Raw genomic sequence first — 13,045 nt, forward strand, 5'->3', positions numbered from 1 at the left:
CGAGCTCGATCGCCTTTACCTGAAAAGGTGCGGAGGCGGGCATGAGCGGTGAAGTGGTGCTTGTCACCGGCGGATCGGGCTTCCTCGGCGCCCACTGTGTCCTTGCCCTGCTGGATGCGGGCTACCGCGTGCGCACGACGGTGCGCTCCGCCAGGCGTGAAACCGATGTTCTGGCCATGCTCAAGGCTGGCGGTGCCGAGCCGGGCGGTCGGCTGTCCTTTGCCGTCGCCGACCTCATGATCGACGCCGGCTGGCCGCAAGCGGTCGCAGGCTGTGATTAAGTGCTGCATGTCGCCTCGCCATTTCCACCCGGCGTGCCGAAGCACGAGGATGACCTGATCATCCCGGCTCGCGAGGGGGCGCTGCGGGCGGCGCGGGACGCTGGTGTCAAACGCGTCGTGCTGACCTCGTCCTTCGCGGCCATCGGCTACGGCAAGATGCCGCCCGACGGCCGGCCCTTCACCGAGGAGAGCTTGACCGATCCGACGGCCAAGGTCAGCGCCTATGTGAAGTCGAAGACGCTTGCCGAGCGCGCAGCCTGGGATTTCATTGCCGCCGAAGGCGGCGGGCTGGAATTGGCGGTCGTCAATCCGGTCGGCATCTTCGGGCCTGTGCTCGGCTCCGACCATTCGACCTCCACCGAATTCGTCCAGCGCATGATGAACGTTCAATGCCGGGGCTGCCGCGCCTGTCCTTCGGCGTGGTCGACGCACGCTACGTGGCTGACCTGCACGTGCGCGCCATGGCCGATCCAACCGCCGAAGGCAAGCGCTTCCTGGCAGTATCGGGTGATTTCATGACTGTGCGGGAAATCGCGCAGACCTTGAAGACGAGGCTCGGCGAGGCGGCGGCGCGCGTCAAGACCCGGGAACTTCCCGATTGGCTGGTGCGGATCGTGGGAACTGTTCAACCCTGAAGCCGCGCAGCTGGTGACGGAACTGGGCAAGGTCAAGAATACCACCAACGCCAAGGCGGTACATGTGCTCGGCTGGGCGCCGCGCTCGCGTGAAGACGCGTCGGCCGCCACCGACGAGAGTCTGATCCGGCTCGGCCTGCTCAAGACGTAGCGCGGCGGAAGGGAGACCTCCCGCCGCGCACCTTTCAACCAGCCAGTGCGGCCTTGTTGGCTTCGAGGAACTGTTTCAGCGTTCGCGGCTTCCTGCCGGAAAGCGTTTCGACCGCGTCCGTTGCCATGGCGATGCGGCCGGACCGCGTGTTGGCATCGAAAGACACGATGACGCGAGCGAACTCCTCGGGGACGCCGGCCGCCTTCACGCCTTCGGTCAGGGCCTCGTCGGGCAGCTGAATGACGTTCAGCGGCTTGCCGGTGACTTCGCTCACCAGGGCGGCGATTTCGGCTGTCGTATAGGCCTGCGGCCCGGTTAGCGTGTAGGTCTTGCTGTCGGCCGAACCGGAGGCGAGGCTAGCGGCGATGGCCGCGGCCATGTCGTCGCGTGCACCATGGGCGATGCGGCCGTCGCCGGCGGACGTATACCACTGCCCCGAGGCAATGGCGTTCGGCAGTGCCATGAACAGGTTCTCCTGGTACCAGCCGTTGCGGAAGATCGTATAGGCGATACCGCTGGCCTTGATCGCCTGCTCGGTGCCGTAGTGGTCGCCGGCAAACAGCACTGGCGAAACCGGCTCCGGATTGGGCATCGAGGTGTAGAGCAGATGCGAAACGCCTGCTTTCTTCGCAGCCGCCACCGCCGCCTCATGCTGCTTCAGACGCCTGCCGGTTTTGAGATCGAGATCGCTGGTCGAAATGATCAGCACCCTGTCGGCGCCCTTGAATGCGTTTTCCAGCGAGGTCGCATCGTTGAAGTCGGCGGCCTGGACAACGACGCCACGCGCCGCCAGATCGGCGACGCTTTCCGGGTTGCGGGTGGTGGCGATGATCTTTCCCGGCGGAACTTTGTGCGTGTCCAGGAGATAGCGGATGACGCTGCGGCCGAGCTGGCCGGAAGCGCCGGTGACGAGAAGGGTTTCGGTCATGGGAGATCCTGATTTTGCGCCAGCATGGCGGGTGCTCTTAATGGTCTCAAAAAGAGACCAGCACTAAAATAGGAATTGACCCGGTGCCGTAAAGAAGGCAGTTTTTCGGGAGGTAGGCACACGCAAGGAACCAGCCATGGACAGCCGGATCGTCAATCTGAGGTCCAAACTCGACGTCTACAAGGCCATGACCGGTGGCGGAAACCTTGCCGATTGTCCGGTCCGCGAGGTCATCCAGGGGCTCAATGGCAAATGGAGCTCGTTGCTGATGGCGGCGCTGGCCGAACAGCCGTATCGCTTCGGCGAATTGCGGCGGCTGGTGCCCGACATCTCGCAGCGCATGCTGACCCAGACGCTCCACGACCTGCAGCGCGACGGCTATGTGCATCGCGAAGTGTTCCCGACCAAGCCGCCCAGCGTCGAATACAGCCTCACCGACCTCGGACGCTCGATGTTCGGCGCCCTGCATCACCTGATCCAATGGGCCGAACTCAACCACGATGCGGTGCGTGAGGCGCGCGCCGGTTTCGACGCAGCGCAGGCTTGAGCAGCGCGACGGCGTTCGGCGGCGCGACTTGATTTCATCAGGCGGCTGAAGGATTGTCCCGGCCAGTTCGGCTTGGGGGCATCGGCATTTCCTACGACATTGCAATTGCAGGCGCCGGTCCGGCAGGGCTGGCCGTGGCGCTGTATCTCAAGCGGGCAGGGCACAGGGTCACCATCTTCGAGCGCTTCGAGGAGCCGAAGCCCGTCGGCTCCGGGTTGATCCTGCAGCCGACCGGCTTGACCGTTCTGGCCGATCTCGGCCTGCTCGACGACATACTGGCGCTCGGCGCCCGCATCGACCGGCTGCACGGCGCCGATGCCTCGACCGGTCGCACCGTGCTGGACGTTCGCTACGACGCCCAGCGCGGCCGCCGTTTCGGCCTGGCCGTGCACCGTGCGGCGCTGTTCGGCGTGCTCTTCCGCGCCACTCGGCGCGAGGCCATCGCCATCGAGACCGGCGTCGAGGTCGAGACGGTCGAGGCAGGCGAAAGGGCGACGCTGGTCCGAGGCAATGGGCCAAACGCAGGGCCCTTCGATCTGGTCGTCGACGCCAGCGGTTCGCGCTCGAAACTGCGGCAATGCGTTGGTGCTGCGGGCGCGCCGCGCCCTCTGACTTATGGTGCGTTCTGGGCATCGCTCGGCTGGCGTGGCGAAGGTTTTGACGAGCACGCGCTGTCGCAGCGCTACGACAAGGCCAGCGTGATGATCGGCGTGCTGCCGATCGGCCGGCCGGAGCCGGGCGCCGAGACGATGGCGGCCTTCTTCTGGAGCCTGAAGCCTGATGATGCCGACGCGGTGCGCGCTGTCGGCATCGACGCCTGGAAGGAAAGGGTGGTGCGGCTGTGGCCGCAAAGTGAAGCGTTCACCAGCCAGATCGACAGTTTCGACCAGCTGTCGCTGGCCCGCTACGGCCATCACACGATGAAACAACCGGTCGGCCGGCGGTTGGCCGTCATCGGCGATGCCGCGCACTCGACCAGCCCGCAGCTGGGGCAGGGGGCCAACATGGCGCTGCTCGATGCCGCGGCGCTCAGCCATGCGCTGGCGCGCACGCAGAGCATCGAGGCAGCGCTCGAAGCCTATGCCAAGGCGCGGCGCTGGCACGTGCGTGTCTTCCAGGCGCTGTCGCTGGCATTCACGCCGTTCTACCAATCGGATTCGGTGGCACTGCCCTTCATCCGCGACAGGCTGGTGGCGACCGTCGCGAAAATGCCGCCGGCGCCGCAGTTTCTTGCCTCGATGGTCGCCGGCACGGTGATCGACCCGTTCAGGCGGGCAGGATTGACGGAAGCGCGATGGGACTTCGGTCAAAATTCAGGTCATGATACGACCTCTTCATAGAGTTTTTCGCCCATGCCGGTTCGCATGCACGCCATGTTCAGAACGCGAGAATCGCAACATCTGATGCGCGTTGTTGCATCTATCCTAGTGATGCTGGCGGTAGCGTTTCCCTCACCGCAGGCGCAAGCCCAGGCGCCGGGCCAAGCCAGCCAGCAGGGGGCGGCTGACACCGAAGTGGCGCTGAAAGCCCGCATTGACGCGGCCTACAAGCTGATGATGGACGCAGGACGCTTCGATGAAGGTTATGCGCAATTGCGCGCAACGCTGCTCGATGCCGCCAGAAGCGACCTCTACGACTTCACCGTGGAGAGCTACTCGAACGCCGGCGCGACTTTCCTCAACAACCAGATCCTCGACTACGCCGAAGAGATTTTTGCCGAAGGCCTGAAAACCCGGGCGATGCAGCAGGATGTCGAGAAGCGCGGCGACTTTTATCTCAATTACGCAATGCTGAAGCAGGCCGAGAAGGACTATCAGGGCTTCGTTTCCATGTGCGCGACAGCCACCAATCTATACGCCCAATACCACGGCAAGGAATCCCAGGAACTCCTGTTTGCCAACGATGTGTTGGCCACTGGGGTCGCCGCATTCGGTCAAATCGCGTCGGCGATCAATATCGAACAGCGTAATCTGAAGTTGGCGGCGCAGGTAGCCGGTACCGATGATCGTTTCATCTGGAAGCTGCAGAACAATCTGGCCGACATGCTGCGCCAGATGGGGGCTCCGACACGCGCCTTGCAATACGATCTGGCCGTGCTGGAGAAGCGGATCGGCTACTACGGCTCGGATCACTTCAACGTTTTGGTCAGCGCCAATAACACGGCACAGGACTATCTGGACCTTGGCAAATACGACGAGGCCTTGCGCTACTTCCACCAGGATCGAGACATTGCCGTCGTTCTCAAGCAGGAAGGCAATCTGGTCGAACAGGCCGATGCCTGGCTGCTCTATACCAGGGCGCTCTCTAGCGCGCAGCCGCTCGATCAGCCGACGCTGGCAAGGCTGCAACAACTGACCACCGACCCGAACTATCCCGAAATACTGGCAATCAAGATCGCCAACCTGCTCGCCGCGCATTTCGTCGCAGTGGGCGACAGGGAAAACGGCATGGGCCAGCTTGAGCGAGCCCAAAGCATCGCCGAAGCGACGTACGGGGTGGTGCACCCGCTGACCTTTGCCGCGCGGCAGGCCATCGCAAATCTCAAGGCGAAGTCGAACCCGGAGAAGGCGGCTGCCGATTTCGCGGCTCTCGACGAAGACATGCTGCGTTGGAATTGGTTCCAGGTGGGCACGGCCGGCAATCCAATCGTGGCCGAGGCCAGCCGCGCCCTCGCCGACGACATGCTGTACGACTATGCGCGCCTCGCAAAAGACAATGCATCGGCGGTGCCGGCGTTTGCCGAAGCCGTGCGCCGCTGGCCGACGCTTGAAAACGAGAAACGCGATCTGTTGCGCAGACTGTCCCGCTTGATCGATCCGAACGATACGGAGACGCGGTATTTGATCCAGGCCGGGATCCGGATGTCCCTGGCCTATCAGGAGGCGGCCTCCAGCGGTGACAGTTCCGACGATCCTGGGGCAGTGCAGCCGGAGCAGGTTGAAGCGGCATACCAAAAGGCCACGGCCAGAGTCATGGCCAAATACAGTTTCAGCCAGGGCGTGGTGGACAAGCCACTGCCGTCGGCCGGCGCCCTGCTGAAGCCAAACGAGGCGCTGATCGACTACTTCATCACCCGCAAGTGGCGGGCGGATCGGGAGAGTGCCGATCCGCTGGAAGACGAGCGCCTCTATGCGATCGTCACCCGCAAGGATCGGCAGCCGTCTCTCTATGATCTCGGCGATCCCCGCCGGCTCATCCCGGCCGCCCGCGAAACACGCATCGCGAAGCTGAGGTCGACGCGCTCCGCGCAGGAACGGGGCGCCGTGACCTTGATCGATCTGAACGCCACATTCACCGGGCTTTATTCCGGTCTGATCGCGCCGTTGGAGCCGTCGCTTGGTGGCGCCGATACGCTTTTCGTGGTGCCGGACGGAAAACTGTTTTCGGTGCCATTCCCCTTGCTGCAGGACGGCAGGGGGGCGTCGCTCGATGATCGTTTCGTGGTGCGCGTGCTGACGCGGCCGGAATCGCTGTTGAATGCCGGCGTCGATCAGAGTTTTCCCAAGACGGGCAGAGCCTTGCTGGCCGGCGGGTTGGACTATGCGCGCGGTTCGGAAAAAGGGGCGGAGCCGCTGCCGGGCACCCGCAAGGAGGTCGACGCGATCGCCTCGATCCTGGGCGCCGATCACTATTCGGTCGAAATGCTCACCGGCACAGCGGCCAGCGAGCGGATGCTGCGCAAGGATATGGAGCAGGCGACGATTGCGCATCTGGCCACCCATGGCGCCTACCGTGATGAGAAAGAGGGCGGCGTGGGCGCCGTCAACGCGCTTTGGCAGAGCCAGGTCGTGCTGTCGCAGTCGGGAGACCGGCAGTCGATGAAACGTGATGACGATGACGGTCGGCTCTATGGCATGGAATTGATGAACTGGGATTTGTCGGGCCTCGATCTGCTTGTCCTGTCCGCCTGTGAGACGGCTCGCGGCCAGGAGACATTCGTCGGCGGTTTGCGCGGCCTGCCGACGGCAATCGACATTGCCGGCGCGAAACGCTCGCTGTTGACGCTGTGGCCCGTGGACGACGCCGGAACCGCTGCTTTCATGGTAGGGTTCTACGGCCATCTTGCCGCGGGACAAACCTATCCGGAAGCGCTGCGCCAGACCCGACGCGATGCCCGCGACGGCAAGATATCAGGCGCCCAGGATCCGCGGGTCTGGGCCGCCTTTGTCATGTTCGAGAACTGATGCCACTCGAAGCACATGCTTGCTCGCGATCCGTGCGTTCAAGCCGATCGTGCCAAAGCAAAAGGTCCGGCTTGATCGCCTTGGCGGATGAGGCTCGACAGGAAGGATCCCTTTGCTTGCAGGAAAGCATGCAGACGCTGCGGATAGTCCGGCGCGACGGCGTGCTTGATCGACGGACGATCATTCAGCGCCTTCCGCCAGGACTGGACGTGCGGCTTGGCGTCCAGGATGCCGAAATCGCCGATGCGGTCGAACGCGTCGAGATATCTGAAGACAGGGCCGTACACCGCATCGACCAGCGAAAAGCGGTGGCCGGCGAACCATGGCGCGCTCCGCAAGGCATCGTCCGCCAGTTCGGCCTCAAGGCGGTCAAACATCCCCGACAGCGCGCGGGACTCGGCACGGAAACCGGCCTCGGTCGGTGCCGAATAGAGCCGGCCGATGGTGTTCAGCACGGCCGAACCGTATTCGATCCAGGCACGGTGCCGGGCACGGGCGTAGGGGTCGGCCGGGTGGAGGGGCTTGGCCTGCGTCTCCTCGAGGAATTCGAGGATGACGGCGGATTCGAAGATTGTCGTTTCGTCGCCATTTCGCTGGACGCGCAACAGCGGCACCTTGCCTAGCGGCGAGATGGCCATGAACCAGTCCGGCTTGTCGGCGAGGTCGATGTCGACGCGCTCGAACGGCACGCCTTTCTCGGTCAGCGAGATCGCCGCACGCTGGACATACGGGCAGAGAGGGTGGCTGACGAGAATGAGGGCGTTCATGGATTTGGTTCCGATGTTGATGCAGTTGCATGCATATAGATGCAATTGCATCTACCGTCAAGCTTGATGCATTTGCATCTATCGTCTAGGGTGGGCCATGACCGAGAAAGCCACGCCTTCGCCGGAAGCCATCAAGGCCTGGGCTCGCCTGATGCGGGTTTCGCGCCAGCTTGTGGAAAGCGTCGAAGACGCGCTGAAGGAGGGCGGCCTGCCGCCGCTTGCCTGGTACGACGTGCTGCACGAGCTTGCCGAAGCGGGAGAGGGCGGTCTGCGGCCGTTTCAACTGATCGAGCGCACCTTGTTTGCGCAGTACAACATCTCGCGGCTGCTGGCCCGGCTCGAGGCGGACGGGTTGGTCGAGAAGCTGTCGGTGACCGACGATGGTCGCGGGCAGACGATCCGCATCACGGCCAAGGGGCGTGAGACGCGCCGCCGGATGTGGACTGTCTACGGACGGTCAATCGCCGAACTGGTCGGCGGCAAACTTTCAGCGGACGAACTGAAGATGATGTCGACGCTGCTTGGCCGGCTGCGTGATCCGCCTGTCCTCGACTGATCTTGGCCGCTGTGCCGCGATGCCTCAATGACAGTACTGGCGCTCGCGGCCGTCGATCTTTTTCCGCGCCGCCCCCTTGCGCGCCGGGCCGGATTGCGCAATATGCCGAACCGTAACGTACGGTACGGCTTGCCAGGATGATTGGCTTGGCTGTCCGCGAGGGAAGAGCGTGTTGCACATCGTGCCTGACATCGACACCAGCGAGACGCTGACGGAGCGGCAGAAGGCCGTTCTGGATGCGGCGTTGCGGTTGTTGGTCGAGGAGGGCGATCAGCTGACCATGACCGCGGTGGCGCGGCGGGCCAGCTGTTCCAAGGAAACGCTCTACAAATGGTTCGGCGACCGCGACGGGCTGTTGACGGCGACCGTGCAGTGGCAGGCCTCCAAGGTGCGCGTGGCGCCCGTCGACGGCAAAGGGCTCGACCTTGCCTCGCTGACGGCGAGCCTCGAGCGTTTTGCTTCCGACTGGTTGAAGGTGATTTCCAGCGACACCTCGATCGCGCTCAACCGGGTGGCGGTCGGCCATGCCGGTTCTGGCAAGGACAACCTTGGCGCCGTCGTGCTGGAGAATGGCCGCTTCGCGCTGGCCAGGCGCCTGAAGCCGGTGCTCGAGGCAGGGCGCCAGGCCGGGCTTCTCGATTTCGCGGATGCCGAGACGGCATTCCGCAGCTTTTTCGGGCTGGTCGCCCGTGACGTGCAGATCCGTCTGCTGCTTGGCGACCGGCTGGAATTGACTGAGGCGACGATCGGCGGCGATGCCGTGCGGGCGACGCAGCAGTTTCTCGCTCTTTTCGGAGCAAAAACCGGGCCGCAGGGCCTCTGATCTCAAGAAACGGGAAGGAAGTAAAAATGCGCGTCTATTACGATCGTGATGCCGATCTCAACCTGATCAAGGGCAAGAAGGTCGCCATCATCGGCTATGGCAGCCAGGGCAGGGCGCATGCGCTCAACCTCAAGGATTCTGGCGCCAAGGAAATCGCCATCGGCCTCAAGGCCGGCTCGGCGACCGCCAAGAAGGTCGAGGCCGACGGGCTCAAGGTGATGAGCGTGGCGGACGCCGCCAAATGGGCCGACTTGATGATGATGGCGACGCCCGACGAGCTGCAGGCCGACATCTACAAGAACGAGATCGCGCCGAACATTCGCGACGGCGCGGCGATCGCCTTCGCGCACGGCCTCAACGTGCATTTCGGCCTGATCGAGCCGAAGTCGACCGTCGACGTCGTCATGATCGCGCCGAAGGGCCCGGGCCATACGGTGCGCGGCGAATACCAGAAGGGCGGTGGCGTGCCGTGCCTGGTCGCCGTCAACCAGGATGCCTCGGGCAATGCGCTCGACCTGGCACTGTCCTACGCCTGCGGCGTCGGCGGCGGCCGTTCGGGCATCATCGAGACCAATTTCCGCGAGGAATGCGAGACCGATCTGTTCGGCGAGCAGGTCGTGCTGTGCGGCGGCCTGGTCGAACTGATCCGCGCCGGCTTCGAGACGCTGGTGGAAGCCGGCTACGCGCCCGAAATGGCCTATTTCGAGTGCCTGCACGAGGTCAAGCTGATCGTCGACCTGATCTATGAAGGCGGCATCGCCAACATGAACTACTCGATCTCGAACACCGCCGAATGGGGCGAGTATGTCTCCGGCCCACGCATCATCACCGCCGAGACCAAGGCCGAGATGAAGCGCGTGCTGAAGGACATCCAGACCGGCAAATTCACCTCGGAATGGATGCAGGAATACCGCGCCGGCCTGTCTCGCTTCAAGGGCATCCGCCGCATGAACGACAGCCACCAGATCGAGGAAGTCGGCGCCAAGCTGCGCGCGATGATGCCGTGGATTTCGAAGAACAAGCTGGTCGACAAGGCCAAGAACTGATCGAAATCCCCATTATTGCCTTTGCGCGTCCTCGGGCTGCGCCCTGCGGGCACGCGGGGGATTTCGAAGAACAAGCTGGTCGACAAGGCCAAGAGCTGAGCGAAATCCGTTCTTCCTGATCAAAACAAAAAACGGCGCCGCGCGGCGCCGTTTTCATTTTACCTTGTTCGGTCTGACCTACAGCTCAGCTATAGGGCGACCAGCATTGCTGGCGCGGGCCGCCATAGGGCTGGAACGTGTTGTCCCAGGCGCGGTACGACCGGTAGCGGTTATAGCACCACCGGACATGGGCGTTGGAAAGCCGCCCGGCGCGGTAGTAGCGGCGCGGTGCCGGCGCATAGTAGTCGTAGTTGTTGTAGTTGTTGTACATGCTGCCGAGGCCAAGCCCGAGGCCAAGGCCAAGGATCGCGGCTGCGCCATCGTCATAGTAGCCGCCGTGATAGTGCCGGCGACCATGGCGCCAGCGCCAATTGTCGCCGCCGTCCCAGTTGCCTCCACCGTTCCAGTGCCGATCGCCGTTCCAGTTGCCTCCACCGTTCCAGTGCCGACCACCGTTCCAGTTACCTGACCGGCGCCATCTCCAATTGTCGTTGTTGAATTGGCGGTCATTGCCGCCCGCCCATTCGTCGCGAACCGGCGTGACCGTTGGCGCCGCCGTGCTTGTGGGAAGCGACAGATCCGGTTGCATGATCGGTCCGGCAGCTGATGGCGCCGTGATGCCTGATATGACGCCCAGGGCGACAAGCCCCGATTTGACCGTGGATGAAAAGAGCGAGTTCATAACACTCTCCAAGAGCTAAAGGCCCCACGCCTACCCTGGAATGGGCCTACTGTGGATCTTTGCGTCTGAACGGCGGATGAACGGAAAGGTTCCGTCAACCATGGCGCGAATGCCGTCAGGTCCAAACGATCTTGGCTTGTGGTCCTGCGATCTTGTGTTCCGGCGCTCTTGCAGGCAAAGGTCAGGGCATGTCGCTGCGCCTTGCTACCTTCAATGTCGAGAACCTGATGAACAGGTTCGACTTTTCCGGCTATCGCAACCAGCTCAACGAGGATCGGACGCTGGCGCTGTTCGATATACAGAGCGAAGCCGAATACAAGATGCTGGAGCAGGCCCGCGCCATCGCGCAGTCCGACGACACGCGCCAGCTGACGGCGCTGGCGATCGCCGCCACCCGGGCCGACATCATCTGCATGCAGGAGGTCGACAATATCGAGGCGCTGAAGGCCTTCGAATACGGCTATCTGTTCAAGATGGTGGGGCAGGGCTATCGGCAGAAATACACAACCTCGGGCAATGACTCGCGCGGCATCGATGTCGCCGTGATGATGCGCAACGAGACCGCGCAGGGACAGCCGATCGAATTCGTGCGCATGACCAGCCATGCCTACGTCACCTACGAGCAGTTCGGGCTGCACACGCCTGAACTGGCGGCCCTCGGCAGCCAGGCCAATGAACGCATCTTCCGGCGCGACTGCCTGGAAGTCGACATCACCGTCGGCGGCGTGCCGCTGACGCTCTATCTCGTGCATTTCAAGTCGATGGGCTCGCCGCGCAACGGGCTCGACGGGCGCGAGGCGACGATGCCGGTGCGCATCGCCGAGGCGCAAGCGGTGCGGCGGATCATCGAGGAGCGTTTCGGCAAGGACCATGCCGCCGACAAGCGCTGGGCGATCTGTGGCGACATGAACGATTACCGCCAGCGCGTGAAGATCGCCGGCGATGATGTCGACGGCTACCATTTCGAGGTGATCGACGAGGCGCGGTCCTGCATCGACGTGCTGACCGCCGGCGGCTTCTGCGAGAACGTCATCGAGCGTCGGCCGGAAATGAACCGCTGGACCTTCTATCACACGCGCGGACCCGAGGAGCGGCATCTCTGCCAGCTCGACTATATCCTGCTGTCCAGGGGGCTGGCGGCGAAGAACACCACCGCTGTTCCCGACATCATCCGCAATGGCCAGCCCTGGCGCACGATCTTTCCGGCTGGCCAGGAAGTCGAGCGCTTTCCGCGCGCCGGCTGGGACCGGCCGAAAGCATCGGACCATTGCCCGGTGGCGATCACGCTGGACATGGTTGGATAAGCATAATCGGGCTCGATAGGCGACATTGGGGCTTAGACGCATGAGTTTCGATCTTCCGCGCAATGTCATCCTGCCCGTCGATGCCGTCGACGTCCGGCTCGATCCCGGCCCGCATCCCTTCGCCAGGGATAATGCCGCGGCGATCGCCGAGAACTGGCAGCGCGAGATAGCAGCCAATCCGGCGCTGTTCGACGGCACGGTGGTGCTGCTGTCGCAGCTTGCCTGGCGTGACAACAGCCTGATCGGCCGCTGCCATGCGGTCAACTACTCCACCTTCATGCTCTGGCGGAAGCAGCGCGAGAATTCCGGAGCCGAGCACGCCTATGCCCATGCCATGCTGGTGGCCGGCGACAATGCGCTGGTGGCGATCCGCATGGGACGTCACACGGTCAATGCCGGCCGCGTCTATTTCGCCGCCGGTTCGTTCGAGCCGGTCGATTTCCGCGATGGGCTGGTCGATGTCGACTTCAACATGATCCGCGAGGTGCGCGAGGAGACCGGCCTCGACCTGTCGGCTGCTGAGCGCGGCGAGCGCTATCACGCCTTGTCGACGAACAGCGGCACGGTGATCTTCCGCCGTTATCACGAGCCGGCGCCGGCTGATGAGATCGCGCGGCGAATCTCAGCCTTCGTCGCCAGCGAAACCGATCCGGAGATCCAAGGGCCGGTGGTCATACGCCATGCCGGCGACCTGCCGGACGGGCTGACATCGTATATGAAGCCGCTGATCGAGTGGCACTTTTCCGGCGTGGATTAAGGGCGCGTCTTCTCCTGCGCCGCCTTGCGGTCGTTGCGGGCCGCGACGAGGAACAAGATAAAGCCGATGCCCAGCAACCCACCCATGGCCATTCCCATGGTCTGGCCGACGACTGCCTGGAAATCCGAGGTGACGCGATCGGGATTGGCCATGCCGAAGCGGGCGAGATACCACCAGATGCCTGCCAGGGCGGCCTCGATGATCACCATCGTCACGATCAGTCGTGTCTTCTTGCTCATGTGTCGTTCCCTCGACCGGAGATGTCTTGCCTTAGCATCGTCGACC

General features: G+C 63.5%; 12 protein-coding genes and 1 pseudogene. 9 read left to right on the forward strand and 4 right to left on the reverse strand.

Features of this window, described 5'->3' with window-relative positions; translation table 11 throughout:
* Positions 1-41: 41 nt before the first annotated feature.
* Positions 42-1,067, forward strand: a pseudogene (locus FJV83_RS11545) (aldehyde reductase).
* 34 nt (positions 1,068-1,101) lie between these two features.
* Here the strand turns inward: FJV83_RS11545 and FJV83_RS11550 are convergent.
* Positions 1,102-1,995: an SDR family oxidoreductase gene (locus tag FJV83_RS11550; protein WP_095773052.1), complete on the reverse strand. Its 894-nt coding sequence runs from the start codon at positions 1,993-1,995 to the stop codon at positions 1,102-1,104.
* A 136-nt stretch (positions 1,996-2,131) separates the two neighbouring features.
* Here FJV83_RS11550 and FJV83_RS11555 point away from each other — a divergent pair, with 136 nt between their 5' ends.
* The 3 genes from FJV83_RS11555 (at position 2,132) to FJV83_RS11565 (ending at position 6,726) form a co-directional block, all read left to right on the forward strand.
* The gene (locus FJV83_RS11555) at positions 2,132-2,542 is read left to right on the forward strand and encodes a helix-turn-helix domain-containing protein (RefSeq protein ID WP_095773051.1); all 411 of its coding nucleotides are present in this window, start codon (positions 2,132-2,134) and stop codon (positions 2,540-2,542) included.
* A gap of 53 nt (positions 2,543-2,595) precedes the next feature.
* The gene (locus tag FJV83_RS11560) at positions 2,596-3,882 is read left to right on the forward strand and encodes an NAD(P)/FAD-dependent oxidoreductase (protein ID WP_142885185.1); all 1,287 of its coding nucleotides are present in this window, start codon (positions 2,596-2,598) and stop codon (positions 3,880-3,882) included.
* Positions 3,883-3,945: 63 nt separating this feature from the next.
* Positions 3,946-6,726: a CHAT domain-containing tetratricopeptide repeat protein gene (locus FJV83_RS11565; RefSeq protein ID WP_185973326.1), complete on the forward strand. Its 2,781-nt coding sequence runs from the start codon at positions 3,946-3,948 to the stop codon at positions 6,724-6,726.
* 38 nt (positions 6,727-6,764) lie between these two features.
* Here the strand turns inward: FJV83_RS11565 and FJV83_RS11570 are convergent, their stop codons facing one another.
* Entirely contained in the window at positions 6,765-7,493 is a 729-nt protein-coding gene (locus FJV83_RS11570; RefSeq protein ID WP_095787562.1) for a glutathione S-transferase family protein, read from the reverse strand.
* 97 nt (positions 7,494-7,590) lie between these two features.
* On the opposite strand from FJV83_RS11570, the gene FJV83_RS11575 reads away from it, so the two are divergent.
* The 3 genes from FJV83_RS11575 to ilvC all read left to right on the forward strand — a co-directional run bounded on the left by FJV83_RS11575 (position 7,591) and on the right by ilvC (position 9,918).
* Positions 7,591-8,049, forward strand: coding sequence for a MarR family winged helix-turn-helix transcriptional regulator (locus tag FJV83_RS11575; RefSeq protein WP_142885189.1), 459 nt, complete (start codon positions 7,591-7,593; stop codon positions 8,047-8,049).
* A 169-nt stretch (positions 8,050-8,218) separates the two neighbouring features.
* Positions 8,219-8,872, forward strand: a complete 654-nt coding sequence (locus FJV83_RS11580; protein ID WP_095773047.1) for a TetR/AcrR family transcriptional regulator — start codon at positions 8,219-8,221, stop codon at positions 8,870-8,872.
* A gap of 26 nt (positions 8,873-8,898) precedes the next feature.
* Positions 8,899-9,918 carry a ketol-acid reductoisomerase gene (gene ilvC / locus FJV83_RS11585; RefSeq protein WP_010910140.1) on the forward strand — a complete coding sequence of 340 codons (1,020 nt, stop codon included), beginning with the start codon at positions 8,899-8,901 and terminating at the stop codon, positions 9,916-9,918.
* A gap of 184 nt (positions 9,919-10,102) precedes the next feature.
* Here the strand turns inward: ilvC and FJV83_RS11590 are convergent, their stop codons facing one another.
* Positions 10,103-10,699 carry a BA14K family protein gene (locus FJV83_RS11590; protein ID WP_142885190.1) on the reverse strand — a complete coding sequence of 199 codons (597 nt, stop codon included), beginning with the start codon at positions 10,697-10,699 and terminating at the stop codon, positions 10,103-10,105.
* A gap of 188 nt (positions 10,700-10,887) precedes the next feature.
* On the opposite strand from FJV83_RS11590, the gene FJV83_RS11595 reads away from it, so the two are divergent.
* Both FJV83_RS11595 and FJV83_RS11600 read left to right on the forward strand, forming a co-directional pair.
* Positions 10,888-12,003 carry an endonuclease/exonuclease/phosphatase family protein gene (locus tag FJV83_RS11595; protein WP_095787359.1) on the forward strand — a complete coding sequence of 372 codons (1,116 nt, stop codon included), beginning with the start codon at positions 10,888-10,890 and terminating at the stop codon, positions 12,001-12,003.
* 40 nt (positions 12,004-12,043) lie between these two features.
* Positions 12,044-12,760 carry a hypothetical protein gene (locus FJV83_RS11600; protein ID WP_095773044.1) on the forward strand — a complete coding sequence of 239 codons (717 nt, stop codon included), beginning with the start codon at positions 12,044-12,046 and terminating at the stop codon, positions 12,758-12,760.
* Here FJV83_RS11600 and FJV83_RS11605 read toward each other — a convergent pair.
* Positions 12,757-12,999, reverse strand: coding sequence for a hypothetical protein (locus FJV83_RS11605; protein WP_095773043.1), 243 nt, complete (start codon positions 12,997-12,999; stop codon positions 12,757-12,759). The genes FJV83_RS11600 and FJV83_RS11605 overlap by 4 nt on opposite strands.
* Positions 13,000-13,045: the final 46 nt, after the last annotated feature.

It is taken from the genome of Mesorhizobium sp. WSM4307, from assembly GCF_007003945.1.
Classification (GTDB): Bacteria; Pseudomonadota; Alphaproteobacteria; order Rhizobiales; family Rhizobiaceae; genus Mesorhizobium.